Annotated in this window: 24 protein-coding genes; 12 read left to right on the forward strand and 12 right to left on the reverse strand. The window is 72.6% G+C overall.

Translation table 11 applies throughout. The features are described from left to right. From CRP49_RS19940 to CRP49_RS19950, 3 genes are all read right to left on the reverse strand, one after another. The gene (locus tag CRP49_RS19940; RefSeq protein WP_257033443.1) at window positions 1–1,344 is read right to left on the reverse strand and encodes an ABC transporter substrate-binding protein; all 1,344 of its coding nucleotides are present in this window, start codon (window positions 1,342–1,344) and stop codon (window positions 1–3) included. A 71-nt stretch (window positions 1,345–1,415) separates the two neighbouring features. Continuing rightward, window positions 1,416–2,627, reverse strand: a complete 1,212-nt coding sequence (locus CRP49_RS19945; protein ID WP_097254594.1) for an ROK family transcriptional regulator — start codon at window positions 2,625–2,627, stop codon at window positions 1,416–1,418. 249 nt (window positions 2,628–2,876) lie between these two features. After that, entirely contained in the window at window positions 2,877–3,704 is an 828-nt protein-coding gene (locus CRP49_RS19950) for a hypothetical protein (RefSeq protein WP_097254595.1), read from the reverse strand. A 196-nt stretch (window positions 3,705–3,900) separates the two neighbouring features. Here CRP49_RS19950 and CRP49_RS19955 point away from each other — a divergent pair, with 196 nt between their 5' ends. Both CRP49_RS19955 and CRP49_RS19960 read left to right on the forward strand, forming a co-directional pair. After that, window positions 3,901–4,434, forward strand: coding sequence for a hypothetical protein (locus tag CRP49_RS19955; RefSeq protein WP_097254596.1), 534 nt, complete (start codon window positions 3,901–3,903; stop codon window positions 4,432–4,434). After that, window positions 4,431–5,069, forward strand: coding sequence for a hypothetical protein (locus CRP49_RS19960; protein ID WP_097254597.1), 639 nt, complete (start codon window positions 4,431–4,433; stop codon window positions 5,067–5,069). Before CRP49_RS19955 ends, CRP49_RS19960 begins: the two co-directional genes overlap by 4 nt. Here the strand turns inward: CRP49_RS19960 and CRP49_RS19965 are convergent. Continuing rightward, complete coding sequence (locus CRP49_RS19965) at window positions 5,038–6,138, reverse strand: mechanosensitive ion channel family protein (protein ID WP_257033444.1); 1,101 nt, start codon at window positions 6,136–6,138, stop codon at window positions 5,038–5,040. The genes CRP49_RS19960 and CRP49_RS19965 overlap by 32 nt on opposite strands. A 317-nt stretch (window positions 6,139–6,455) precedes the next feature. Between CRP49_RS19965 and CRP49_RS19970 the strand changes: the two genes are divergently transcribed. Continuing rightward, window positions 6,456–6,992 carry an HNH endonuclease gene (locus CRP49_RS19970; protein ID WP_094214599.1) on the forward strand — a complete coding sequence of 179 codons (537 nt, stop codon included), beginning with the start codon at window positions 6,456–6,458 and terminating at the stop codon, window positions 6,990–6,992. 41 nt (window positions 6,993–7,033) lie between these two features. Here CRP49_RS19970 and CRP49_RS19975 read toward each other — a convergent pair whose 3' ends face one another. From CRP49_RS19975 to CRP49_RS19995, 5 genes are all read right to left on the reverse strand, one after another. Then, window positions 7,034–7,636 (reverse strand): hypothetical protein, encoded by a 603-nt coding sequence (locus CRP49_RS19975; protein ID WP_097254598.1) that lies wholly within the window; start codon window positions 7,634–7,636, stop codon window positions 7,034–7,036. Beyond that, a complete protein-coding gene (locus CRP49_RS19980) occupies window positions 7,633–8,964 on the reverse strand; it encodes a hypothetical protein (protein ID WP_097254599.1) in 1,332 nt (443 codons plus the stop codon). The genes CRP49_RS19975 and CRP49_RS19980 overlap by 4 nt, the downstream gene beginning before the upstream one ends. Then, window positions 8,961–9,719 carry an ABC transporter ATP-binding protein gene (locus CRP49_RS19985; RefSeq protein WP_097254600.1) on the reverse strand — a complete coding sequence of 253 codons (759 nt, stop codon included), beginning with the start codon at window positions 9,717–9,719 and terminating at the stop codon, window positions 8,961–8,963. The genes CRP49_RS19980 and CRP49_RS19985 overlap by 4 nt, the downstream gene beginning before the upstream one ends. A gap of 213 nt (window positions 9,720–9,932) precedes the next feature. Next, window positions 9,933–10,832, reverse strand: a complete 900-nt coding sequence (locus CRP49_RS19990; RefSeq protein WP_097254601.1) for a zf-HC2 domain-containing protein — start codon at window positions 10,830–10,832, stop codon at window positions 9,933–9,935. Continuing rightward, window positions 10,829–11,425 (reverse strand): RNA polymerase sigma factor, encoded by a 597-nt coding sequence (locus tag CRP49_RS19995; RefSeq protein ID WP_097254602.1) that lies wholly within the window; start codon window positions 11,423–11,425, stop codon window positions 10,829–10,831. Before CRP49_RS19995 ends, CRP49_RS19990 begins: the two co-directional genes overlap by 4 nt. A 214-nt stretch (window positions 11,426–11,639) precedes the next feature. Here CRP49_RS19995 and CRP49_RS20000 point away from each other — a divergent pair, with 214 nt between their 5' ends. From CRP49_RS20000 to CRP49_RS20010, 3 genes are read left to right on the forward strand one after another with little or no spacing between them, the layout of a single operon-like run. Next, window positions 11,640–11,885, forward strand: coding sequence for a hypothetical protein (locus tag CRP49_RS20000; RefSeq protein ID WP_097254603.1), 246 nt, complete (start codon window positions 11,640–11,642; stop codon window positions 11,883–11,885). Then, window positions 11,886–13,967: a 4-alpha-glucanotransferase gene (malQ, locus tag CRP49_RS20005; protein ID WP_097254604.1), complete on the forward strand. Its 2,082-nt coding sequence runs from the start codon at window positions 11,886–11,888 to the stop codon at window positions 13,965–13,967. 47 nt (window positions 13,968–14,014) lie between these two features. Beyond that, complete coding sequence (locus CRP49_RS20010; protein WP_097254605.1) at window positions 14,015–14,281, forward strand: hypothetical protein; 267 nt, start codon at window positions 14,015–14,017, stop codon at window positions 14,279–14,281. Window positions 14,282–14,366: 85 nt separating this feature from the next. Here CRP49_RS20010 and CRP49_RS20015 read toward each other — a convergent pair whose 3' ends face one another. Beyond that, window positions 14,367–14,966: a TetR family transcriptional regulator gene (locus CRP49_RS20015; protein WP_097254606.1), complete on the reverse strand. Its 600-nt coding sequence runs from the start codon at window positions 14,964–14,966 to the stop codon at window positions 14,367–14,369. A gap of 130 nt (window positions 14,967–15,096) precedes the next feature. Here CRP49_RS20015 and CRP49_RS20020 point away from each other — a divergent pair, with 130 nt between their 5' ends. Both CRP49_RS20020 and CRP49_RS20025 read left to right on the forward strand, forming a co-directional pair. Then, the gene (locus CRP49_RS20020) at window positions 15,097–16,578 is read left to right on the forward strand and encodes an FAD-dependent monooxygenase (protein ID WP_097254607.1); all 1,482 of its coding nucleotides are present in this window, start codon (window positions 15,097–15,099) and stop codon (window positions 16,576–16,578) included. Between the two features lie 99 nt (window positions 16,579–16,677). Then, window positions 16,678–20,031, forward strand: a complete 3,354-nt coding sequence (locus CRP49_RS20025) for an NACHT domain-containing NTPase (RefSeq protein WP_097254608.1) — start codon at window positions 16,678–16,680, stop codon at window positions 20,029–20,031. On the opposite strand, the gene CRP49_RS20030 is transcribed toward CRP49_RS20025, so the two are convergent. Next, window positions 20,028–20,543, reverse strand: coding sequence for a MarR family winged helix-turn-helix transcriptional regulator (locus CRP49_RS20030; RefSeq protein WP_097254609.1), 516 nt, complete (start codon window positions 20,541–20,543; stop codon window positions 20,028–20,030). The genes CRP49_RS20025 and CRP49_RS20030 overlap by 4 nt on opposite strands. Window positions 20,544–20,650: 107 nt before the next feature. Between CRP49_RS20030 and CRP49_RS20035 the strand changes: the two genes are divergently transcribed. Genes CRP49_RS20035 through CRP49_RS20050 form a run of 4 tightly spaced genes read left to right on the forward strand, consistent with a single transcriptional unit; the run spans window position 20,651 to window position 24,825 of the window. Next, the gene (locus tag CRP49_RS20035) at window positions 20,651–21,943 is read left to right on the forward strand and encodes an MFS transporter (protein WP_097254610.1); all 1,293 of its coding nucleotides are present in this window, start codon (window positions 20,651–20,653) and stop codon (window positions 21,941–21,943) included. Between the two features lie 32 nt (window positions 21,944–21,975). Beyond that, window positions 21,976–22,905: an EamA family transporter gene (locus CRP49_RS20040; RefSeq protein ID WP_097254611.1), complete on the forward strand. Its 930-nt coding sequence runs from the start codon at window positions 21,976–21,978 to the stop codon at window positions 22,903–22,905. A 36-nt stretch (window positions 22,906–22,941) separates the two neighbouring features. Next, complete coding sequence (locus CRP49_RS20045) at window positions 22,942–23,865, forward strand: DMT family transporter (RefSeq protein WP_097254612.1); 924 nt, start codon at window positions 22,942–22,944, stop codon at window positions 23,863–23,865. 45 nt (window positions 23,866–23,910) lie between these two features. Beyond that, complete coding sequence (locus CRP49_RS20050; protein WP_097254613.1) at window positions 23,911–24,825, forward strand: LysR family transcriptional regulator; 915 nt, start codon at window positions 23,911–23,913, stop codon at window positions 24,823–24,825. A 325-nt stretch (window positions 24,826–25,150) separates the two neighbouring features. On the opposite strand, the gene CRP49_RS20060 is transcribed toward CRP49_RS20050, so the two are convergent. Next, window positions 25,151–25,636, reverse strand: coding sequence for a DUF1203 domain-containing protein (locus tag CRP49_RS20060; protein WP_097254614.1), 486 nt, complete (start codon window positions 25,634–25,636; stop codon window positions 25,151–25,153). Window positions 25,637–25,690: the final 54 nt, after the last annotated feature.

Consider the following 25,690-nt stretch of genomic DNA (forward strand, 5'->3'; position numbering starts at 1 on the left):
CTACTTCGCCTGCGCGATGTCGGTGTCGATCTGGGCGGCCGTCTTCTTCAGGCCGGCCTTCAGATCGGTGACCTTGCCGCTCTCGTAGTCGTAGCCGAACTGCTGGATCGTCACCAGGTACACACCGCCGTTGATCGAGGCGGGAGTGGTGGTGGAGTTCCGGTTCGCGGCGATGTCCAGGAAGGTCTTGAACCGGGGGTCGTACTTCAGCTTCGGGGACTTCAGCGCGGCGAGCGTGGAGGGCACGTTGTGGATGCCGTTGGCGAAGCCGACCACCGCGTCCGTGTTCGTGGTCATGTACTTCACCAGTTCCCAGGCCGCGTTCTGCTTGTGGCTGGTGGCCGCGATGCCCGCGATGGTGCCGGTGATGTAGCCCTTGCCGTACTGGTCGGCCTGGTCGTCCGGGACGGGCAGCGGGGCCACGCCGATGTCGAACTTCGGCTTGGTGTCGAGCGCCATCCCGAGCCGCCACTCGCCGTCCAGCTGCATGGCGACCTGACCGGTGTGGAAGGGGTGCTTGGGGCCCCACTCGTCACCCAGCGTGGCCCGGAACTTCTCCAGCTTCTGGAAGCCGCCGAGTTCGTCGACCAGCCGCTTCTGGAGGGTGAAGCCCTTCTCGAACGCCGGGTCCTTGGCCACGTTGGACTTGCCGGCCTTGTCGAAGTACGTCGGCGAGAACTGCCCGAAGTAGTGCTCGGTCGTGGACTCCCAGCCGTGGTAGTCCGGCATGAAGCCCAGCTGCCGGTAACCGTCGCCCTGCGGGATCGTCAGCTTCTTGGCGTCGGCCTCGAATTCGGACCACGTCTTCGGCGGGGCCGTGATGCCCGCCTTCTTGAACGCCGTCCTGTTGTAGTAGAGGCCGTACGCGTCGCCCAGCAGCGGCACCGCGCAGCGGTTGCCGTCGAACTGGGTGTACTCGTTCATCGGCTTCGGGAAGGTCGTCTCCGGGTCGATCCCCGACTTCTTGAAGAAGGGGTTGAGGTCCACCAGCGCGCCCGAGGAGCAGAACTTGCCCACGTTGTTGGTGGTGAAGGAGGAGATCACGTCCGGGGCCCGGTCGCCGCCGGAGCGCAGCGCCTGGTTGATCTTGTCGTCGGTCATGTTGCCGACGATGTTCACGTGGATGTTGGGGTGCGCCTTCTCGAAGCCGGCGACCAGGTCCTTGACCGCCTTCACCTCGTTCGGCGCGCTCCACGCGTGCCAGAAGTTGATCGTCGTGTCCTTGGAGGCGTCGTCGGTGGCGCCGGAGTTGGACTGGCCCGTACAGGCGGTGGCGAGCAGGGCGAGGGAGGCGGTTACCGCGAAAGCCGCTTTTCGGGCAACGGAGGGTATGGCTGAGGGCATGACTTCGGGCATGGCGAGGTCTCCCGGGGCAGGGGTGGGTGAGGAGAGGGGGACTGCGGAGGGGGGCGGGCTCAGTGCGAGGTGTCGAAGACCTCGTCGCGGGTGGTCGCGAGCGCGGACTCCAACGCGCCGCGCAGCACGGGGTGTTCACGGACGTCGCCGACGACGAGCCGGGGGCGGGCCGCCGCCAGCTCCTCCAGCTCGGCCTGGACGAGGGCGCGCAGCACCTCGCCGCCGGCCGTCAGGGCGGAGCCGCTGAGGACGACGAGTTCGGGGTCGAGGACGGAGACGAGCGAGGCGAGACCGGTGGCCAGCCGGGTCGCGTAGGTGGCGAGCAGCTCCCGGTGGGGTCCGCTCACATGGTCGGCGGCGCGCGCCAGGAGTTCCGCGGCGGCCTCGGTGTACGGCCCCGACGGCACGTCCTCGATGCCGAGTTCGCGGGCCAGCTTCGGTACGGCCTGGGAGCCGGCCAGCTCCTGGTAGCCACCGCTGTTGGCCTTGGTCACCTGGCGCACCAGGGGGGTGCCCGGCACGGGGAGGAAGCCGACCTCGCCGGCGCCGCCGGTCCAGCCGCGGTGCAGCCGGCCGCCGAGGACCAGGGCGGCGCCCATGCCCTCCTGGTTCCACAGCAGCACGAAGTCCGCGTGCCCCTGGGCCGCGCCGAGCCGCTGTTCGGCGATGGCGACGAGGTTGACGTCGTTCTCGTACTCGACCGGCATCGGGAGCGCCGCCGCGAGTTCGTCGAGCAGCGTGGGGGAGTGCCAGCCGGGCAGGTGGGAGGCGTAGCGCAGCCGGCCGGTGCCCGGGTCGAAGGCGCCGGGGGTGCCGATGACCAGCCGGTGGACGTCGTCCCGGGCCAGCCCGGCGGCCTTCACGGCGCCGTCGAGGGCGTCGGTGACCTGCTGGACGACCGGGTGGGCGGGGCGGCGGCCGGGGGTGGGCAGTTCGTACTCGCCGACCGTGCGGCCGGTGATGTCGGCGACGGCGGCGCGGATGCGGTGCGGGGTGACGTCGAGCCCGGCGGCGTACGCGGCCGTCGGGTTGACCGCGTAGAGCTGGGCGTTGGGGCCCGGCCGGCCCTCGCTGGTACCGGTGACCCGGACCAGGCCGGCCGCTTCCAGGCGGGCCAGCAACTGGGAGGCGGTCGGCTTGGACAGGCCGGTGAGCTTGCCGATCCGGGTGCGGGACAGCGGCCCGTGCTCCAGCAGGAGATCCAGGGCGGCGCGGTCGTTCATGGCGCGCAGGACGCGCGGGGTGCCCGGCGTACCGGCGGTTCCTGCCATGGGGGTCGACACCTGCCTTTCCAACTGCCCAGCTTCCCAGTGACCTGGTCATGACGTCCAGTCTTGATCACCGGGGCGCCGGAAGATCACTGTTAGGAAACTTTCCTATTCGGGTGGGAGGAACGTAAGCCCAGGACGAAGAGGGCGTCAATAGACAACGCCCCCGAGGCAACAGAGTCGTTACCTCGGGGGCGTGCCGTAAGGGGGTGCGGGCCTGCTCTGCGGGCCCGCTTCAAGCGGGGTGCCCGACTACCTGACCGTCACGTGGTCACCGGCGGAGGCCTTGGCCGCGGTGGTGGCCGTACCCGTGAAGACGAAGCGGTACGTTCCGCTCTTGGTCGCCGTCACCGTGGTGGACAGGGCGCCCCCGGTGCCGGAGGTGATCGCCTTGACGTTCTTGTACGAACCGCCGTCCGCCTTGAACTGGAGCAGGACCGTCCGGCCCTGGTAGCCCGTGTACTTCAGGCTCTCCCAGTTCGCCCGGGTCAGCTTGCCCTTGACGGTGAGCGTCTTGCCCTTGGCCGCGGGCTCCGGGGAGGCGTTCACGGTCACCTTGGCGGCGCGCTGCACGTTCACCGAGGCGAGGTTGCCCCAGATGGACACGTCGGTCTCGTTGTGCAGGTAGTCGTCCGAGACGGTGCCGTCGGCGTGGGCGTACAGACCCGCGGCCTTCCAGGTGGTGGCGTCCGCGGCCTCGAACAGGGAGTCCCCCGGGTCCACGACGATCGTCTCGGTGCAGCTCTCGGTGACCGTGGTGTCCGTCGTGGCGGTGGGCGTGCAGTCCGGCGCCGCCTCCGGGTCCACCTCGTTGGGCATGGTCCGCAGGGTGCCGCGGTAGAGGATCACCGCCTGGAACGTCTTCTTCTGGTCGATGACCAGGTCCTTGGGGCGGGTCAGGGTGTAGGACACCGGCACGGTCACGGCCTTGCTGATGCCGACGACGATCGGCTTGCCGTTGTTCACGGTCACGCCGGCGAAGGTCAGGTCGGGCGTGCCGGCCGCGGAGGCCGCGGGTGCGGCGAGGCCGGCGAGGGCCAAGGCGCCGGACAGGGCCGTGCCTATGGCGAGCTTTCTCATGTTTCCCCACATTCGGAGCGGGCCCCCGGGCGGCGTCGCGCTCCAGAACAAGGGCCCGTTGTGGAGGTGACCCTAGACGATCACCCGATGCGGAGGGAACGGGGGGTTCCTGTGAAGACGATCTGAATCCCCGGGTGCGTCACGAGTCCATCACGGATCTGGTTTGCGCTGGTCAGAGGGCTTAGATTCACGATTCGTGCCCGATGGAAGACTGGTGCTGAGGCTCTGGCTGAGCACGTTCGCGAGCTTTGTGCCGTTGATGGTGATCATGGCCCTGGTCGAGGCCTCCAACGACGGCTTCGCCTGGCCGACGCTCGGCGATCTCCTCCCCGTACCGCTCGTGTGGGCGGTGCCGGCTCTCCTCGGCGCCCTCCATGTGCACGGGGCCCTGATACGACGTGCCCGGGGCACCGGGATCCCGGTCACCGTGGCGGCCCTCGCGGAGACACAGGAACGCACCTTCCCCGCCGGACCGCCAGCGCGACTGAGGGCCCTGCTGGACACGTCCGAGCGGGCGTTCGCCGTGATGGGCGGGGAGGAGCGACTGGAGTTCCGCTGGCGTCCGTTCCGCGGCCGGCAGTCCGTCGCCGGTTCGGTGACGTTCGAGCCCTCGGGCGAGGCCCGGGTGCGGATCCGGGCGGGGGAGGGGCTGACGAGCATGCAGGGGGTGCGCAGGGCGAGTGCGTTCGTGGCGCTGTGTCAGATGGTGAGGATGGTGGGGGCGGAATGAAACAGCGTCACATCGCGGCGGCGGTGCTGCTGCTGGGCGCGGTGGCGTGTACGGCGCAGGAGAAGCCGGTCGCCCGTGCGACCCCCTCCGCGTCCGCCCCTTCCTGCCGCTCCGGGGCCATCCACTGGCGTACGACCGCGACGGAATGGCGGCTCACCGAGGTCTCCCCGGTGGTGACGGTCGGCAAGAGCGACGTCAGGGCCAGGAAATACGCGCACTTCGAGTTCCCGGCCGTCCACGTGCGCACGGTGACGGCGAGCGTGGAGACCAGCGCGCCGAGCGTCTCGGACCGGCGCGTGCTGGCCTCGCTCGCCGACCGCCTCAGCGTGGACGTGTCCATGCTGGGCAAGCCCGGCCGGACGACCGTGAACCGGAAGCAGGACCTGGTCACGGTCGACCTCCGCGGAGTCCAGGGCCGTTTCGTCGAGGCCGACGGGGTCCACGTCGTACAGGCGAACTTCACCGTCACCTGTCCCGGCCGTGACACCGACCTGTACGGCAGCGTGACCACCTGGGACGGCGACGGCAGTGCGCTCCTGCGATGCGGGAAGCGCCCCGGCAAGGACGCCTGGGTCCGCGAGGGCTACCGCCTGGCCTGCGGAGCTACTTCGGCGCCGACCGCTGCTGCGGAGTGATCGGCGTCGCCGCCTCCGACTGCGGGGACGCGGTGTTGGAGTAGACCGAGGGTGCCGCCACCGAGGCCGTCGGGTCGGGGGTGTCCTCGGTGTCCTCCGTGGCCGTCGCCCCGCCCACGATGCGGATGCTGGCCGCGTCGAACGCCCGCTTGATGCGCCAGCGCAGCTCGCGTTCCACGGCCACCGCCTTGCCCGGCATGGTCTTGGCCGAGACCCGGACCACCATGGAGTCGATCAGCACGCTGTCCAGGCCTAGCACCTCGATCGGCCCCCACAGCAGCTCGTTCCAGGGCTCTTCCTTGGTCATCTGCTCGGCGACCTCGTCCAGCGTGGCCTTCACCCGGTCCAGGTCCTCGCTCGCCCGTACGGTCACGTCGACCCCGGCGGTCGCCCAGCCCTGGGAGAGGTTGCCGATCCGCTTGACCTCGCCGTTGCGGACGTACCAGATCTCGCCGTTGTCGCCGCGCAGCTTGGTCACCCGCAGCCCGACCTCGATCACCTCGCCGGAGGCCACGCCCGCGTCGACCACGTCACCGACGCCGTACTGGTCCTCCAGGATCATGAACACGCCGGAGAGGAAGTCCGTGACCAGGTTCCGGGCACCGAAACCGATCGCCACACCGGCCACACCGGCCGAGGCCAGCAGCGGGGCCAGGTTGATCTTGAAGGTGGACAGCACCATCAGCGCGGCCGTGCCGAGGATCAGGAAGCTCGCCACCGAGCGCAGCACCGAGCCGATCGCCTGCGAGCGCTGCCGGCGCCGCTCGGCGTTGACCAGCAGTCCGCCCAGCGCGGTGCCGTCCACCGACTCCACGGTCCGGTTCATCCGGTCTATCAGTTTGGTGATCGCCCGCCGCACCGCCGCTCTGAGCACGAACGCCACGACCAGGATCAGCAGGATCTGCAGGCCCATCGCGAGCCAGGTCGACCAGTTCTGCTCCACCCAGCTCGCCGCGTTCGTCGCGCTCTCCTGGGCGTCCTGAAGCGTCGGTACGGCCGGGGCCGTCGACCCCGACGGAGACGGGGACGGCGTCGCACCGGCGGCCTGTAGGACGACGGGCAAGGACACGGCAGGTACCTCCATGGTGCTGCGCGGTCCGCTCCGGTGGGGCGGTCAAGGTCACGAAAAGGTCACCGGACGGACAGGACCACCACACTAACGGGGCATTGTGTGTGCGCCATGCCGTTCCGCGGTGGAGAGGCTCAGGAGAGACCGGTCTCACCCGGGCTTGAACAGGCCATGATCCTGGGGATGAATCCGGTGTGGTCGAAAACACTCCCAGCCCGTTACCGGGACATGGTGGCGCTTCCACCAGGCAAGAGGGGAGACTGACTGCAGATCGTCCCGGCGCAAGCCACGCGCCGCCGACGCCCAAGGAGGCCCCCGTGCCGCATGTCCTGGTCCTCAACGCGTCGTACGAGCCGCTCGGCGTCGTACCGCTTCGTCGCGCGCTCGTCCTCGTCCTGGAGAACAAGGCGGTCTCCCTCGAGGAATCCGGCGCCTATATGCACAGCGCAACCGTCACAGTCCCCGCACCCAGCGTGGTCCGGCTCAAGCGATTCGTCCGGGTTCCCTATCGGGGGCCCGTTCCTCTTACCCGCAGGGCGCTGTTCGCCCGCGACGGGGGCCGGTGCATGTACTGCGGTGGCGTCGCAACCAGCGTCGACCACGTCATCCCGCGCAGCCGCGGGGGCAAGCACGTCTGGGACAACGTGGTGGCCTCCTGCCGCCGCTGCAACCACGTGAAGGCCGACAAGCACCTCGTCGAGATCGGCTGGCGGCTGCGCCACAAACCGGCCCCGCCTTCCGGTCTGGCCTGGCGCATCATCGGGACCGGCCATAGGGACCCGCGCTGGCTGCCCTACTTGCAGCCGTTCGGCGCGGACGACGCCATGGCCCGGATCGACGGCATCTCCGCCTGACGATCCGGGCCTTTGTGTACCCCGTGGCCGAGCGGCTCCGTTCAGCCGCGGGGTCCTTCCGCGCGCGCCCCGCGTACGGCGTACAGGGCGGCGCCCATGGCGAAAGCCACCAGCGCAGCTGCCCAGGCGCCCGGTTGCGCACCCGGCTGCATCGGCCACGCCCACACCGTCGCCGCGCGCCCGCGCGCCCCCGAGGAGCCCAGATACACGGCGGTGACGTACCCGAAGACGGGCAGCCAGCTCAGCCGTGCGCCGAGCAGTACGGCTGCCGCCACCGTGAGCCCCGTACACCCGAGTACGTTGCGGATCACCGTCGCGGGCCCGAAGACCTCCGGATGCCCGAGCACCGCGAGCGGCAGCAGCGCCGCCGCCAGCGCGGTCAGCGCCGCCAGCTGCAGCAGCCGGCGCGGCCACCAGGGGCGTACGGCGGTCCGGTCCAGTTCGTCCGACGCCGTGTACAGGGTCGTGCCGATCACGGCGGCGGCCAGCAGGGGGGCCAGGGCGACGATGGGCACCCGGCGGTCGGGGTCCACATAGGTGTCCAGGCGGCCGGCGGCCCAGAGCGCGAAGGCGGCGGTGCCGGCGAGGGCGGCCAGGGCGGTCGGCAGCGCGCGGGAGCGCGCGTACAGGAGGAGTCCGGTCACAGGGACGGCACCCCCTTCGGGTCGCAGTCGCCCCGGGCGGCGAAGTACGCGGACAGCCACGCGCGGCGCTCGTCCCCGGTCATCGCCGCGAAACGGGCCTTGGCGGCGCGGCGCTTGCGCAGCTCCGCGCGGTGGGACGCGTCTCCCTGGGCGTCCAGGTCGTCGAAGTACTTCTGCTGGGGGCTCGGCGCCAGGTAGGCCGCCACGACGTCGTCCGCCCGCTGCACACGGGCGTTCGGCTTCTCCACGGGGCAGTCGGGGTTCTGCAGCGACCCCACGGCCTGCCACGCGAACTCCGTCGGACTGGTCAGCCGGCCCCGTACCACCGACCAGCCGAACGGCGCCAGGGTCGGCAGCTCGGCCTCGTGGGCACGGGGGGCGCCGTTCCGGTCCGCCCACCGCACCGGCAGGTTCCGTACGCCCTTCAGCTTGCCGGTGACCCCCGACAGGGCCCCGCTGACCTGCGGGAGCATGCCCGCGTACCGGGCGTTGACACAGACGGCCGGGGTGGTGGAGGTGTCGCAGACCTGACGGTGGACGAGCGGGTCCCGGTGCCACAGGCCGTTCCCGGTGTGGGCGAGCAGTGCCCCCGCGGTCACGGCGACGGCCAGGGGCACCAGGGCCTTCACCCGGCGTCGGGCGGCGTACGCCAGTGTGGCCGCGACCGCCAGCCCGCCCGTCCACAGCGCCATCGCCATCGGCTGCCACCACACCGGCAGCGAGGCGAACGGGACGGGAAAGGCGGGATTGAGGTGGATGCCGGAGCCCGACCGGGCGGTCGACGCCATGCCGAGCCCCACGTACCCGGCCATCGCCAGCAGCGGCGCCGCCAGCCGGGTGGGGACGACGCGACCCACCACATGCCCCAGCAGCGCGGCGGCGGCCGTGGCCACCGCGTCCCCCGGCAGCAGGGCCAGGTGCGGCCGGTCGCCCCGGGCGAAGGGCCAGGTGGCGAGCATCGCGAAGGCCGCTGCGGCCAGGTAGCCGGCGACCACCCAGGCGACGACCGGCAGGGCGGACGCCAGGAACCGCACGAGCGGTGTGCGTACGACCGTCCCCCACAGTTCCTCGGTGTGCCGCCGCCGCTCCCGGCCGCCCTGCCAGCAGCCCGCGGCGGCGGCGAACGGGGCGGTGATCAGCACCGCTTGGTGCAGTTGGGCGGCGGTCTCCGCCCAGCCGCCCTGCCAGCGGGCCGAGGACCCGGCCAGCATCGCGCCGAGCGTCAGCAGGATCCCCGCCCCGGCGAAGGGAGCGAAGCCGCGGACCGACTCGGCGCGCAGCGGGTGCGAGGTCCGGACGGCCGCCGTCGGTTCCGTCACGAGGGTCATCGCACCGCCTCCGTGCCCCAGGGGGTGCGGTGGGCCCGCAGCGCGGCGGTGTACCCGCGCTCGATCGGGTGGTCGCCCGGGCCGTGCGAGGCCGCGCCGAGCGCGGTGAGCGCCTCGGGGGTGCCCCGGTAGGCGATCCGGCCCCGGTCAAGGAGGGTGACCTCCGTGCAGGCGGCGGCCACGTCCTCCACCAGGTGGGTGGAGACCACCACGGTGGCCGACGCCCCCAGCTCCCTCAGCAGCTCGCGGAACTCCACGCGCTGCTCGGGGTCGAGCCCCGCGGTCGGCTCGTCCAGCAGCAGCACGCTCGGGTCGTTGACGATGGCCTGGGCGATGCCGACGCGGCGGACCATGCCCCCGGACAGCGTCTTGATCTTCGCGTCGATGCGGTCGGCGAGCCCGACCCGGGCCACGGCCCGCTCCACGGCGGCCGGGACCTGGGTGCCGGGCAGCTCCTTCAGCCAGGCCACGTACGCCACGAACTCCCGCACCGTGAAGCCGGGGTAGTAGCCGAACTCCTGGGGAAGGTAGCCGAGCCGGCGCCGGATCCTGGCGCGCCCGCGCTGGTCGGTACTGTCCTGCCCGAGGATCTCCATCCTCCCGCCGGACGGCTGCGCCACCGTGGCCAGCACCCGGATCAGAGAGGTCTTGCCGGCGCCGTTCGGCCCGAGCAGCCCGTGCACGCCGGTGCCGAGGGCCAGATCGACCGAGTCGAGCGCAAGGGTCTTGCGGTGCCGGACCCGTAGGCCGGTCACGCGTATGGAACTCACGATGTCTCCAGGGATGGGGCCGGGACGGACCGCGGGGCGGTCGCGCGGCTGCCGTTCGAGTGGTTGGGGGGGCGGCGAGGCCGCCGTGGGTGGGCCGCAAGGTGGTCGCGAAAGCCGGTGCGGCCCATGAGGCAAGAGGAAGCAGGCGCTGGGCGGGGCGGTCGAGGACCGGACCGGGTCGTACGGCGCCCCTCGTCGTCAGCTGTGCATCAGGCTGTCGTAGGCCGGGCGGCGGACGACCAGCAGTGCGGTGCTCAGGACGGCCGCCGCGGCCCACGCGCCCTGCGTCCCGGTGCCGTCGAGGCAACGGGAGAGCTGCTCGGCCAGCCGTGCGCCGGCTCCGTCGGCCGGCGCCGCGGACACCGGTGCGAGGACGGCGCACAGCCAGCCCCCCGCCGTGACGCCGGACGCCGTGCGGCAGCCGACGAAGGAGGCCAGGGCCAGCGAGCCCAGCGTCAGCGCCAGCCCCGGCAGCAGCCAGGCCGCGGCCGCCGGAGCGCCGGAGGCGGGCAGCAGCAGGCCGGCGACGGTCAGCAGCGGCAGGCTCACCCCGAGGACGGCGGCCGTCCGGGTCAGCGCCAGCCGCAGCCCGCCGGCCGGGGTGGCCGCGACGACCTCGTACAGCGGGTCGGCGTGCGGCCCGTAGGACAGGGCGACCCCGGCAACGGGCACGACGGGGGCGACCGCGAGCAGCAGCGCCCGGGCGTCGGGGAACCCGCCCCCGTACCCCAGGGCCATCGCCCCCACGGCGACCAGCAGCACCGCGGGCAGCCAGGCCCCGCGCACGGCGGGCCCGACGGCCCACAGGAGCCGGGCGAGCCGGGGCGGTGCCGGGGCCGGGGGTGCCTCCGGGGTGACCTGCCGTACCGGCGCCGGCTTCAGGACCGGCGCCGCCGCCAGCACCGACTCCCGCACCTGGGCCAGCACCGCCCCCGCCGCCGTACCGTGCACCGCCCGCGACACCCGCGCCGCGCATCCGGCGCAGCCCTCCACGTGTTTCTCCAGGGACCACGCGTCCGGCTCCGGAAGGGAGCCGTCGGCGTAGCGGGCGACGAGACCGTCGGAGGCGTGCCAGTTGCGCGCGTTGCCGTTGCTCATGCCATGCCTCCCAGCGGGGACGGGTTCAAGTGGCCCAGGGCCGTGCGTAGTTCGGCGCGGGCGCGCCGGGCTCGGGACTTGACCGTGCCCTCGGGTATGCCGAGCAGCCGGGCCGCCTCACGGGTGCTCAACCCGTCGACGACGGTCGCGCGCAGCACCTCGCGCAGCTCGGGGGAGATCCGGTCGAGGGCGGTGCCGACATCGCCGTACTCCAGCCCGGCCAGCACCCTGTCCTCGGCGGAGGCCGCGGGCTCGTACCCCCCGTGGGGCTCGGGTTCCAGCGGCGGCCCCGCCACCCGCGCGGCCCGCTCCTGTGCCCGACGCGCGTCGACCAGCCGCCGCGCCGCGATCGTCCACAGCCAGCCGCCGGCCTCCTCCCCGCGATGCCCGGCCGCCGACCGCCACACCGTGACGAAGGTGTCCTGCAGTACTTCCCGTACGACCTCCGGATCGGCGCAGCGCCGCGTCAGCCGGGCGTGCAGCCATCCCGCGTGCCGGTCGTACAGGTCGGCCATCGCCGCCGGATCCCCCGCCGCGACGGCCCGCAGCAGTGCCGCGTCCCCCGCGCCGTCCTTCTCCCGCTGGCCCCCCATGGGGCGGAACAGTCTCACACCCCGTCTATCGACCGGCCGGGGGCCCACGGATCACGAGGCGCGCGCATCCGTGCTCCACCGGTCCTGGAGAGTGTCGTCGCGGTCTCGGGGTAGGCCTGCCTTTGACCCTCGCAAGCCGCGGCATCCGGCCCGGCGAAAAGACCCGGAGAATCCGGGCAATCCGGCTAAAAGACTCAGAGGTAAGGAGGCCCCCGTGGCCGCACCCGCGCATCCCCCGATTCCGGCCCAGTGGAAACCCGTGGCGGAGCAGTCCGCCGAGACCCAGGAGGTGCCCGCCTGCGTCTTCAGCGCGGAGAGCGCGTGCGCCGAGGCGCCGCTGACCAGCGAGCCGCCGCTGCCTGATGCCGAGCCCCTGACCAGCGAGCCGCCGCTCGCCGACGCCGCCCCGCTGACCAGCGAGTCCGACCCCGTCCCGGCCTCCTTCGGCGCGGGGCTGTAGATGGCCGCGGCGCTCGAGGACGAGCAGCTGTCCCGGCTCGCCGGGCTGCACGGGGTCGCCACCTCCTACAGCCCCGCCCCGGAGCGTACGGTCGCGGTCTCCGCCTCCGCCGTGGTCGCCGCCCTGGCCGCCCTCGGCGTCGACGCGAGCACCCCGGACGCCGTCCGCACCGCGCTCGCCGCACGGGAGCGCGAGCTGCGCGCCCGGCTGCTGCCGACGACGGTGGTCCAGTGGGCCGGCACCGCGGGGCCGCCGCCCGCCTTCGCCGCGCTGCCGCCCGGCACCCGCCTGCGCGTCGAGACCGAGCAGGGGGAGGAGCGGGACGGGATCGAGGGGCTGCCCGCCGGTGTGCACCGGGTGAGCGCCACCGCACCCGACGGACGCACCGGGTACACCCACCTCATCGTCGCCCCCGACCGGCTGCCCGCCCCCGCCGCCCGCTCCCACGGCCTGCTCGTCCAGCTGTACTCGCTGCTCTCCCGGCGCTCCTGGGGCATGGGCGACCTCGGTGACCTCGCCGAGCTGGCCGGCTGGGCCGCGCGGACCGCCGGAGCCGGGTTCGTGCAGGTCAACCCGCTGCACGCGGCCGTACCCGGGACCCCGACCGACCCGTCCCCGTACCGGCCCTCCTCGCGCCGCTACCCCGACCCCGTCCACCTGCGGATCGAGGAGATCCCCGAGTTCGCGTACGTCGAGGACCAGGGCCGGGTCCGCGCCCTGCTGGAGCGCGCCGAGCGGCTGCGCGCCGACGTCCTCGACAAGGGCGCCCTCATCGACCGGGACGCGGTGTGGGAGCTGAAGCGGCAGGCCCTTGAGCTGGTCGTCCGGGTCCCGCTCGGACCGGGACGGCAGGCCGCGTACGACGCCTTCCGCGCCGAGGAGGGGCAGGCGCTGGAGGACCACGCCACCTGGTGCGCCCTCGCCGAGACCCACGGCCCCGACTGGCACGGCTGGCCCGAAAGACTGCGCGACCCGCGCTCCACCGAGACCGCCCGCGCCCGCGCCGAGCTGGCCGACCGGGTCGACTTCCACGCCCGGCTCGCCTGGCTCACCGACAGCGGGCTCCGCGCCGCCCAGCGCGCCGCCCGGGAGGCCGGCATGCCCGTCGGGATCGTCCACGACCTCGCCGTCGGCGTGCACCCCGGGGGCGCGGACGCCTGGGCCCAGCAGGACCACTTCGCCGCCGGCATGTCGGTCGGCGCCCCGCCCGACGCCTTCAACGCCCGCGGCCAGGACTGGGGGCTGCCCCCCTGGCGCCCCGACCGCCTCGCAGCCTCCGGTCACGCCCCCTACCGCCACCTCCTGCGCGCCCTCTTCCGCTACGCCGGCGCCCTGCGCATCGACCACGTGATGGGCCTGTTCCGGCTGTGGTGGGTGCCCGTCGGCAGCCCGCCCACCGAGGGCACCTACGTCCGCTACGACGCCGACGCCATGCTCGCCCTGCTCCTCCTGGAGGCCTCCCGCGCCGGATCGGTGGTGATCGGCGAGGACCTGGGCACCGTGGAGCCGGGGGTGCGCGAGACGCTGCAGCGGCGCGGGGTGCTCGGCACCTCCGTGCTGTGGTTCGAGCGGGACTGGGAGGGCGACGGCCACCCGCTGCCGCCGGAGCGCTGGCGCGCCGACTGCCTGGCCACCGCCACCACCCACGACCTGCCGCCCACCGCCGCCCGGCTCACCGGCGACCACGTCGACCTGCGCGACCGCCTCGGCCTGCTGACCCGCCCGGTCACCGAGGAGCGCGCGGAGGCGACCGCGGACACCGCGGAGTGGCTCGCCCTGCTGGGCAGCCTGGGCCTGCTCGACAGCCCGGCCGCCGGGCCCCCGGGATCCGACGAGGAGGCGGAGATCCAGGGCGTGTACCGCTACCTGCTGCGCACCCCGGCCCGCCTGATCGGCGTCTGGCTCCCGGACGGCGTCGGCGACCGCCGCCCGCAGAACCTGCCGGGTACCTGGGACCAGTACCCGAACTGGCGCCTGCCGATCGCCGACGCGGACGGCAGGCCGGTGCCCCTGGAGGAACTGACGGCCTCACCTCGGCTCAGGGCGCTGCTGGCGGCTCTCCGGGAGGGCGGGCCCGCATAGGGCACCCCGGGCGCGCGGCCTTCCTGGGCGTTCGCTAACTTGAGAACGTGGACAAGAAGAACGCCCTGCGCGCCGGCGCCCTGGCCGCCGGTACGACGCTGATGATGCTGCTCATGTCGTCCCCCGCGCTCGCGCTGACCCGCGACGACGGTGACGACCCCGGCACGGGCCTGAGCGTCGGCGCGACGCTGGGCCTGTACGTGCTGCTTCCGGTGGCGCTGTTCGCGATCATCACCGGGCTGGTGATGGTCCTGGACAAGTCCAAGATCCGCGTGGTCAAGCCCGGTGCGGCGAAGGCCAAGGCGAAGGCCTGAGCGCGAACCTGATCTCTGCCTGGGGCGCCGATCTGCCGCATGTGTGCGGTGGGGTCGGCGCCCTCGGTGTTTTCCCGGGCGGGTCTCAGGGGCTCGGCGCGGTCAGGTACCGCTGCACGGTCGGTCCCAGCCACGCCACGAGCTCCTCGCGGTGCAGGGCCACCGCCGGCGGCAGCCGCAGCACATAACGGGTGAGCGCGAGCCCGAGCAGCTGCGAGGCGCAGAGCGCGGCCCGAGCAGGCACCTGCTCCGGATCGGGGCACACCTGCCGGGCCACCGGCAGTAGTTGGTCCCGGAAGATGCCCTGCATGCGCTCGGCCCCGGCCTGGTTGGTGGCGCCCACCCGCAGTACGGCCGTGAGTTCCTCGTTCTCCTCCCACAGGCTGAGGAAGTGGGTCACCAGCGTCAGGCCGGCCTCGTCCCGGGGTACCCGCGTCAGGTCCGGCAGCCGCAGGTCGAGCGCGACGGCCGCTGCGAACAGGCCCTCTTTGCTGCCGAAGTACCGCATCACCATCGACGGGTCGATGCGCGCGTCCTTGGCGATGGCGCGGATGGTGGCCCGCTCGTAGCCGTCAGCCGCGAAGCGCTCGCGGGCGGCGGCGAGGATCGCGGTACGGGTGGCGTCGGAGCGGCGGGTCGCCTTGCCGGTACCGGAATCTGTGCTTGTGCTGGGGCTGCCGGTCATGCCAACAAGCGTAGGCCAACATGCGTGGGCCAACAAGCGTTGACATTACTCGTAGACCGTCCTACGTTTGCCAACAAGCGTTGGTCAACGCCTGTTGGCAAACGGCCGTTGGCACCCCAGGAGGCCTCCGATGAACGGCACCACTGGAACCACCAGCACCACTGACACCACCGGTCCCGGTACCACCCCTCGCGTCCTCGTCGTCGGCTCCGGCCCCACCGGCCTCCTCCTCGCCGGTGACCTCGCCACCGCCGGCGTCCCGGTCACCGTCCTCGAAAAGCGCCCGCGCAAGATCAGCAACCTCTCCCGGGCCTTCGTCCTGCACGCCCGCACGCTCGAACAGCTCGACGCCCGGGGCCTCGCCGACGACCTGGAGGCCGTCGGTCAACCCCTGGACCGGCTCCGCCTCTTCGGCCGCCTCACCATCGACCTCGACACCCTCCCCTCCCGCTTCAACCACCTCCTCGTCCTCCCGCAGTACGAGGTGGAGAAGGTGCTGGAGCGGCGTGCGGCCGAGGCGGGCGTCGACTTCCGGTACGAGACCGAGCTGACCGGCCTCACCCAGGACGCGGACGGCGTGACGGTGGAGGCCCGCGGACCCGGAGGCCGGACGGAGAGCCTGCGGGCCGCGTACGTCGTCGGCGCCGACGGCATGCGCAGCGTCGTGCGGGACGTGATCGGCCTGCCCTTCCCCGGCAGGTCGGTGATCCGCTCCGTCGTCCTCGCCGACGTGCGGCTCGCGGAGAAGCCCCCGACCCTGCTCACCGTCAACGCCGTCGGCGACGCCTTCGCCTTCCTCGCACCGTTCGGCGACGGCTACTACCGGGTGATCGGCTGGCACCGCGGCCGCAACGTCCCCGACCGGGAGCCGCTGGACCTGGCCGAGGTCAAGGAGATCACCCGCCTCGCGCTCGGCCGGGACTTCGGGATGCACGACGCCCGCTGGATGTCCCGGTTCCACAGTGACGAGCGCCAGGCGCCCGCCTACCGGGTCGGCCGGATCTTCCTCGCCGGGGACGCCGCCCACGTGCACACCCCGGCCGGCGGCCAGGGCATGAACACCGGGCTGCAGGACGCGGCCAACCTGAGCTGGAAGCTCGCCGCCGTCGTCACCGGCCACGCGGCCCCGGAGCTGCTCGACAGCTACCAGGCCGAGCGCCACCCGGTCGGCAGGGCGGTGCTGCGCAGCAGCGGCGGCATCGTCCGCCTCGCCATGGCCAAGCGCCCCTGGACGCTGGCGGCCCGCGCCGCACTCACCACTTTCCTCGACGCCGTGGGCCCGGCTCGCCGCAAGGTCGCCGGCCAGATCACCGGCATCGGTTACCGCTACCCCGTGCCCCGCGGCGCCCACCGCCTCACCGGAACCCGCGTCCCGGACGTCGCCCTGGCCGACGGCGGCCGCCTCTACGAGGCCCTGCGCGGCGGCCGGTTCGTCCTGATCACCCCGGAGCCGTACGAGGGCGGCCGCGAGGAGCGGCTCGCCGTGGTGCGGTGGGCGAGCGACCGTCGTACGACGGTGCTGGTGCGCCCCGACGGATACGTGGCCTGGGCGGCGGACTCCACGGACGCGGTTCGGATCGAGGCGGCCGTGAACGAACACGCGCAGAAGTGAGAGGGGCCCTGAAGATCTCGAATCCGTCAACTGCGCCTCCAGGAAGGGCATACACGCGCTTGGCTGGTGCGAGCGGCACGGGCGGACAGGGGGCAGGGGATGACGGGGTTACGCCGAGCGTTCCGCATCCTGGCGGGGGCCGGGCTGTTGGTCACGGTGGGCGTGGCGACGAACCAGGTGCTCAACGACGGCAGACTCAGCTGGACCTGGCTGTACGCCTCGCTCTGCGTGTCGGCACTGAGCCTCGTCTACTCGGAGCTGGGAACCACCTCCGCCCCCGCCGGGGGTGAGAACACCGGTACCGCACGCGGCGGCCGCCGCGTGTACCTGCGGCAGCTGCGGGCGAGCGTCCAGGACATGGAGACCGTCGGCATCGCCACGCAGAGCGAGTTCGTCTTCCGGATGCGTCAGGTGTACGTCGACGTCAGTGTCGTACCGCAGGTACTGCATGCGGCGGCCAGGGAGCCGTACCTCGGTTCGGTGGGCGGCGGAGAACGCAGAAGCCTGGCATCGGTGCTCCGGGATGCCGAACGCGACGAGGCGTCCCGGGTCCTGGCGGTCATCGGCGGCCCGGGCTCCGGCAAGACGACGCTGGCCCGCAACACGGCCCTGGAGCTGTGCGCACACCGCTGGCGCCCGTGGAAGAGACGCCTGCCCGTACTGCTTTACCTCCGTGACCACGCCACGGCCCTCCTGGCCGACGAACCCCCGACGCTGGAGACGGTGGCGGTCTCGGCAGGTTGGCTGGACGGCAAGGTCGCGGCACGCTGGCTCGCCCGCCGCCTCGACCGCGGAGGCTGCGTGGTCCTGCTGGACGGCCTGGACGAGGTCGCCGACCCGACGGAACGAGGCCGGGTGGTGGCCTGGGTCGCTCGTCAGATCCAGCGGCACCCGCACAACACGTATGTGGTGACGTCCCGGCCCCACGGCTACGAGTCGAATCCGCTGCCGGGCGCGGAGGTCCTCCAGGTACGCCGCTTCACCTGGCAGCAGATCGAGCGCTTCCTGCGCCAGTGGTCGTACGCGACGGAGAGCCGCGCCCGGGGTGCCACCGGTCACGAGGTACGAGCCGCTGCTGCCAGGACCGCCGCGGACCTGCTGGCCCGCCTGCGCAGACAAGCAGCCCTGTACGACCTGGCGGCGAACCCTCTGCTGCTGACGATGACGGCGAACGTGCACCGCTATCGAGGACAACTGCCAGGTAGTCGAGCCGAGTTGTACGGCGAGATGTGCGACGTACTGCTCCACCGCCGCTCCGAAGCCCGAGGTCTGACCGACGCCACGGGCCTTGCCGGTCCGCACAAGCAGCACGTCGCCCAGCACCTGGCCCTGGCCATGATGAGGGCCAGGGTCCGCGACTGGCCGGTGCGTGACGCCGCGAGGGCGATCCGACTGGCCCTTCGGCAGGTTCCGGGCCACGTGAGCGCCGAGGTGTTCCTGGAGGAGGCCCGCAAGAGCGGCCTGCTGGTCGAGCGTGACCATGATGTGTACGGCTTCGCCCACCTCACGCTGCAGGAGTACCTGGCCGCCGCCCAGCTCGGCATCCCGCACGCCGACACCACCGTCCTGACGGCGAACGTCAACGACCCGTGGTGGCGGGAGACGATCCTGCTCTGGTCCGCCGGCAACGACGCCACGCCCGTCATCATTGCCTGCCTCGACAGCGGCACGGTCCCCGCCCTGGCCCTGGCCTTCGACTGCGCCGAGGAGGCAAGAACACTCGACCCCGACGCTCGGGTCCGGCTGGAAGCCTTGCTGGCCCCGCCCGCGCCCGGCCAGCCTCGCGATCCCGCCCGTGCGCGCCTCGTGGCCGGGATCCTGGCCACGCGGGCCCTGCGCGAGACCATCCGGATCGATGACACGACCGCGTTGTGCGCGCGGCCTGTTCCCCATGCCCTGTACATGGCGTTCGTCAACGAGGAGGAAGCGGCGGGCCGTCACCATCCCGTCCTCCCGGACCCGTCAGGGAGCGACAGCGGCGTGGCGGTAGGCATGCAGGCCGGTGACGCCGAACGCTTCGTCGACTGGATCAACGCCCTCACCGGAGACGGCGAGACCGCCTACCGGCTGCCGACCCCGGCGGAGCTGGGTGACCCCGCCGCCCTGGCCGCTGACCTCACCCGCCACACCGTCTGGGCTCTTGACGGCAACGAGACGGTCCTTCATCAGCCGCAGGGCGTCGACTGGCCTTACGCCTACCCAGCCGAGCAGCTCCGCCCTCTCGTCGCCGCCGATCGGGAACGGATCACCCTCTATCTGCGGCTCATGGCTACGCCGGAGCCACAGCGCACGCAGGTGGAGACCTGGATCAAGGTCCTCACCACCGCGCTTACACACGCTTCGGCGCTCCGCGGTGCCCCTGCCGTGTCCGCCCTGAAACTCCCCCTCATCCTGGCCATGGCAATCGCCATCGACGACGTCCGCCTGTGTGCCGAGGCCTTCACCGACAACCGCGTGCTCGCCCCCGCTTTCCTGCGAGCATTCGACCTCGCCCACGCCTTTACTCGCGCCGTCGAGACCGTTCCCGTCCAAGAGCTCTCGCTCAACCTGGACCCCGTTCTCGCTCGCGCCCTCGCACACGCCCACTCGGTCGTCGGCGCCCATGCCGCCGAGATCCTCGACCCCGACACCAGCCTCGACCGCGTTCACGAGCTCGCCTGGGATCTCGCCATCGACCCCACCCTCGGCCGCGCGCTCCCACACGCCCACCGTCTCGACCTCGACCGTGCCCTCGAACACGCCCAGGGCCTCGACGAGGGCCTGATCCGTACCCTCGACCTCGCCCTCGAATCCGCCGATGTCCGCGGCCCCGCCCCTGACCTCGTCCGCGCCCTCGACCGAGCCCTCTCGTTCTCCCCGCCCCACCCCTTCTTGCGCGACCTCAATCTCGATCTCGCCCTCAACCTCGCTCTCAGCCTCACCCGCGACTCCCACACGCAGGTGCTGACGCTCTCCCTGAACGCCTTCCGTTCCCTGTGCAACCGGCAGGTGCCCGGCTGGCCATTCATCGCCACCCATGACGCGGAGCCCCCCGGACTCACCGCCCTGGACGACTTCTTGGTGGCCCGAGCAACTGAAGGAAGGCGGGCCACAGGACCTTCCGATCCACGGGCACCAGAGGATCCGACCCGTCACATACGCCCTCAGCGCGACATCCTCCGGTCAACAGCCCACAATTACCCGGCTGATCAAGCGCAGGTGCTGGTGGAAGGCGTCACGGAACTGCTCACGGCGATACGCGACCGCACCATCCCCTGCGATGCGCGAGTGCTGTCTTCCGCCCGCACGGCTCTCATCGCCGCGATGGTCGACCTGGACGATTCAGGTTGGCGCCATCAACGCAGAAGCGGCCACATGTACATCGTCTGGCAGAGCCTGGCCGCTCTCGACGCCTCATCAAGCGGCCCCCGCCCCAATCAGATCCTCCTCCTCACCCGCACCCAGTCTGCCTAGTGCTCCGCCCCCTGAGTCCCCGCGAGCAACTCCCGTAGCAGGCTGGCCAGTTGGTCGGCCTGTTCCGTGTCGAGGGAGGTCAGGGCCGCCGTCTGGACGTCGAGGCCCGCGCCGACCGCCCGGTCGATGACGTCCAGCCCCTTCTCGGTCAGCGTGACCTGGAGGCCGCGGCGGTCGTGGGGGTCGGGGGAGCGGCGCAGCAGGCCGGCCCGTTCCAGTTTGTCGAGGCGGCCGGTCATGCCGCCGGTGGTGAGCATCAGCGTCGCCGAGAGCTGGCGCGGGGAGAGGGTGTACGGCTCACCGGAGCGGCGCAGGGTAGCGAGGACGTCGAACTCGCCGCGTGAGATGCCGTAGGGGGCGTAGGCCTTCTCCATGCGGTCGCCCATGGCGCGGGAGAGGCGGTAGATCCGCCCGAAGACCTCCATCGCCTTCGTGTCCAGGTCGGGCCGCACCGCCGCCCACTGGTCGATGATCGCGTCGACGGGGTCCCTGGGGGGCTGGCTCGGGTTCATGGGGTGAGTATCCGGCTTCGTTCGGTCGCCCGCAAGAAAGTAGCTTGACGAAAAGTTGCTTAGCGTTAAGCTACTTTCCATCAAGTCATTTCGGAGGGGGAGGCACGATGAAGAGGAAGAGCGGGGAGAGCGAGCGCGTCCCGGGGGAGTGGGCCCTGCCCGTCGCCGCCGCGGTCAACGGCGTCGGCACCGGCATGTACATCCCGTTCACGCTGGTGTTCTTCCACTACGTCACCGGGCTGTCCTTCGCGGTCGTGGGCGCCGTGCTCACGGCCACCGGTCTCGTGGGCATCGGCGCACTTCCGCTCGCCGGAGCGGCGGTTGACCGGTACGGCGCCAAGCGCGTGCAGTACCTGCTCTACGGCGTCCGGGTCGCCGGCTTCGCCCTCTACCCCCTCGCCCACTCCCTCGCCGCCTTCGCGGCCGTGGCCCTGGTCACCGCGGCCGCCGACCGCGCGTTCCCCGCCGCACAGCAGTCCCTGATCGGTGAGGTGGCACGCGGGGCCGGCCGGGACCGGCTGCAGGCGTCGACGCGCGCGCTGCAGAACGCCGGCAACGGCGCGGGCTCGCTGCTGGCCACGCTGGTCATCGCCTTCGCGGGCAGCGCCGGGTACACGTACGCGGCCTGGGGCAACGCCCTCTCCTTCGCTCTGGCGGCGCTGCTGCTGCGCCCGCTGAAGCCGGTGCGCGCGGCCGGCGGAGCCCCGGCCCCGCGGCGGGCGGGCGCCGGTTACCGGCTCGTCCTCGCCGACCGGCCCTTCCTGGCCGTCACCGGCGCCAACTTCCTGAACGCGCTGAGCTATTCGGCCCTCTCGATCCTCTTCCCGCTGTTCGTCGTGGAGTGGCTGCACGGGCCCGCCGCGTTCACGGGTGCCGCGTTCACCATCAACACGGTGCTGTGCGCGGTGGCCGGCGTCTTCGTCGGCTCGCGGGTCCGGCGGGCCGGCGCCCGGCGCACCCGGGCGGCGGCGCTGGGCGGGGCCCTGTTCGCGACCGCCTTCGCCGCGCAGATCGTGCTCGGCACCCTGCGGCCCGGCTCGGGCGCGGTCCTGGGCGTCGCCCTGGTCGCCGTGGTCGTCGTCTACACGATCGGCGAGCTGATCCACAGCCCCGCCGCCGAGGTCCTCGCCGTCTCGGCGGCGCCCGAGGCGGTGCGCGGCCGGTACATGGCGGCCTACCAGATGTCCTGGTCGCTGGCGAAGGCGGTGGCGCCGTCCCTGTTCACGGCCCTGCTCGCGCTGGACGGCCGGGCGCCGTGGGCCGTCCTCGTCCTCACCTCGGCGGTCGCCGCCGCCCTGCTGATCCGGGTGGAGCGCCGGCTGCCGGCGGAGGCGGTACGGCCCCAGCCGGTGACCGTGACCCACGGTGGCGCCGCCACCCCCGCTCCCGTCACGGCCTGACCCCACATCTTCGGAATCCGAAAGGACCTGCGATGAAACGGCCCATGACCGTCCTGCTCACCGCCCTCGCCCCCGTCTCCTGGGGCACCACCTACGCCGTCACCACCGAGTTCCTCCCGGCCGACCGCCCCCTGTTCACCGCCCTGATGCGGGCCCTGCCCGCCGGGCTCGTCCTGCTGGCGCTGACCCGGGTGCTGCCGCGCGGCGCCTGGTGGGCGAAGGCGTTCGTGCTGGGCGCGCTGAACATCGGCGCCTTCTTCCCGCTGCTGTTCGTGTCGGCGTACCGGCTGCCCGGCGGGATGGCCGCCGTCGTCGGCTCCGTCGGGCCGCTGTTCGTCGTGGGCCTCTCGGCGCTCCTCCTCGGGCAGCGGCCGGCCGCGCGCACGCTGGTCGCCGGGGTCGTCGCCGCGTTCGGGGTGAGTCTCGTCGTCCTCAAGGGGGCCGGTGCCCTGGACGTGGTCGGGGTGCTCGCGGCCGTCGCCTCCACCGCCTCGATGGCCGCCGGGACGGTGCTGACCAAGCGATGGGGCCGCCCCGACGGCGTCGGCCCGCTGGCGCTCACCGGCTGGCAGCTCACCGCGGGCGGCCTGCTCATCGCGCCGGTCGCCTTCCTGGCCGAGGGCGCCCCGCCCGCGCTCGACGGCCGTGCCGCCGGCGGCTACCTCTACTTGGCGCTGGCGAACACCGCGCTCGCCTACTGGCTCTGGTTCCGCGGCATCGGCCGGCTCAGCGCCACCCAGGTCGGCTTCCTCGGCCCGCTCTCCCCGCTGACCGCCGCCGTGGTCGGCTGGGCGGCCCTCGGGCAGGCGCTCACGCCGCTGCAGGTGGCCGGCATGGCGCTGGCGTTCGGGGCGACGGTGGCCGGGCAGTTGGGCGCGGGGCGCCGCCAATCATTCAGCTCTGCTGAAAAAACCGCTCGAAAAGATTCGATGGACCTGACGGTTCCGGCGCTGCGACGGTAGGTGCACATCCACCCACCCCACAGCGAAAGGACCCCAGTGGCAGCCGTCCTGCACCGGACCACCGCCTCCCCTGCCTCCACCACCCGCCCCCGCAAGACCGCCGCCCCCGTGCTCGGCCTGGCCCTGGCCGCCCTCGCCACCGTCGTCTGGTCCGGCAGCTTCGTCACCTCCCGCGCGCTGCACGACAGCGTCCCGCCGATCCAGCACGCCTTCTGGCGCTGGGTGATCGCCCTGGTGGCCGTGGCCCCCTTCGGCGCCCGCCGGGCCTGGCGGCAACGGGCCCTGATCCGACGCCACGCCCGCTACGTCCTCCTCGCCTCCCTCCTCGGCGTCGCCGTCTACAACACCCTCGTCAACCAGGCGGGCCTGACCACCCCGGCCCCCACCATGGGCATGATCATGGCCGCCTCGCCGGTCCTGATGGCGGTGTTCGAGCGGCTGGGCGGCGTACGGCTCGGAGCGCGGCGGACCCTCGGACTGCTGACGGCCTGCGCGGGCGTGCTGCTGCTCATGGGCGGCGGCGCGAGCTTCGGCGCCGGCGACCTGTGGATGATCGCCGCGTCCTGCTGCTTCGCCGCCTACAGCGCGCTGCTCCGCCGCCGCCCCGCCGAACTGGACGGCACCGCCTTCCTGTTCACCACGTTCCTCGTCGGCACGGTCCTGCTGCTGCCCGTACAGGCGGCAAGCCTCGCCACCCAAGGCGCCTTCCACCCGACACCCGGCACGCTCCTCCCCCTCCTCTACGTCGGCGTGGCCTCCTCCGCGGTCGCCTTCTTCGCCTGGAGCAAGGCCATCGCCCTGATCGGCGCCGCCCGCGCGGGCATCGTCTACTACCTCCAGCCCATCTGCGTGGCCGTACTCTCCTGGGCCCTGCTCGGCGAGAACACCAGCCGGCCCCAACTCCTCTGCATGGCGCTGATCCTGGGCGGGGTGACGCTGGGTGCGGGATCCCGCAGGTGACGGCCGATCCCGCCCGTACTCCGGTCGCGCGTGTAACGTGCCGGCATGACCGAGTGGGACCTGAGGAAGCTGCAGATCCTGCGCACCCTCCGGGAACGGGGCACCGTCACCGCGACGGCCGAGGCCCTGCACATGACCCCCTCCGCGGTCTCCCAGCAGCTCACCAACCTCGCCCGGCAGCTCGGCGTGCCGCTGCTGGAGGCCCAGGGCCGCCGGGTCCGGCTGACGGACGCCGCCCGGCTGGTGCTGCGGCACACCGAGCCGGTCTTCGAACAACTGGAGCGCGCCGACGCGGCGTTGGAGTCCTACGCGCAGGGCGAGGCGGGCGAGGTGCGGGTCGGCGCCTTCTCCACGGCGGTGCCCGCCCTGGTCGTACCGGCCGTACGGTCCCTGCGGGCGACGCACCCGGGTGTGACCGTACGGGTCCGCGAGGCCGAAGCCGCCGAGGCCTACGACCTCCTCTCCGCCGGTGAGGTCGACCTGGCCCTCTCCCTCGCCGCCGAGGCCCCGAGCGCGGCCGACCCCCGCTTCGCCCGCCTCCCCCTCCTCGCCGACCCCTTGGACATCGCCCTCCCCCCGTCCCACCCCCTGGCCACCACCCCCTCCCTGACCCTCACCGACCTCGCCGCCGAACCCTGGATCTTCGGCGGCAGCGGCCCCTGGTCCGACATCACCCGCCGCGCCTGCGAGTCCGCCGGTTTCAGCCCCCACCAGGGCCACTCGGCCTCCGGCTGGACCGCGATCCTGGCCATGGTCGAGGCGGGGATGGGCGTCGCCCTGGTCCCCCGGATGGCCGCGGCCCGCCGCGAGGGCGTGGTGATGCGCGAACTGGGTGAGGACCGTCCGGTACGGCATGTGGTGGCGGCGGTGCGGAAGGGGGCGGAGGCGGGAGCGGCGGTGGGCAGGGTGCTGGAGGCCCTGCAGGACGCGGCGGGTCCCAGCGGCATCGCTCGGGCGTGAACTCGTAGTGCAGTTCGTAGAGGTGGCCTGCCTTGATCATGACGGTGGCTTCGATGGGGCGGGCGGGCGCTGTAAGACGTGTGACGAAGTGACCTGACAGGATCCGGCCGACGTCTTGCGTGTTGAGGCGAGGCGGAGGAGGCCGGAGAGGCCGTGAACGGCGCGGACGCGGTGCGGCTGGCCGAACGCCTGCAACCGGACGTCGTGCTGATGGACCTGCACATGCCCCAATCGGGTACGCCTCGCCATTCTCGCCCTCCGCCAGGGCCTGGCAGAGGGCTGAGGCATTATTGCTCATCACTCGCCGACAGCTCGGCTCGTTGTGTCAGCCGCTGTAAGGCCGCCGCACCTCATACAAGAAGCACCCGTACTCCACCGCCCGCACGTGCACGACCCCCACCTCGGGATCGGCGAACGCCTCCGCGAACGCACCCTCGAAACCGGACGGGTCGTCGACCAGGCGGCCGCCCAGGATGCGGCCGTCGGTGGAGTAACGGCGCACCGTGCGGTGGGCGTTGGTGAAGGGCAGGGTGGTGTCGGCCGGGCCGGGGCAGTCGTCGGCGTGGATGAAGACGGGGCCCTGTTCGTCGTAGGCCCCCGGGTCGGTGCCCGTCTCGGCCGCCCAGCGGCGCAGGGGTGCGTACGAGACCAGGGCGATGCGCTCGCCGGGTGCGCTGCGGCGCAGGCAGCAGCGCAGGGGGGCGCCGCCTTCGGCGTCGGTGAAGGGGAGCAGGGGGCGGCCCGCGTCGTCGCAGGTGCGCAGCTCCTTGAGAACCGGAGGGGTCAGCGGTCGTGCGTGGTAGGTAGTCATGGAAGCAGCGTGGCGCGGGGCCCGGCCGATGACCGGCGGGATCCGGACATCGCG

The sequence above is a fragment of the Streptomyces sp. Ag109_G2-15 genome, assembly GCF_900215565.1.
In the GTDB taxonomy this organism is placed as follows: domain Bacteria; phylum Actinomycetota; class Actinomycetes; order Streptomycetales; family Streptomycetaceae; genus Streptomyces; species Streptomyces diastatochromogenes.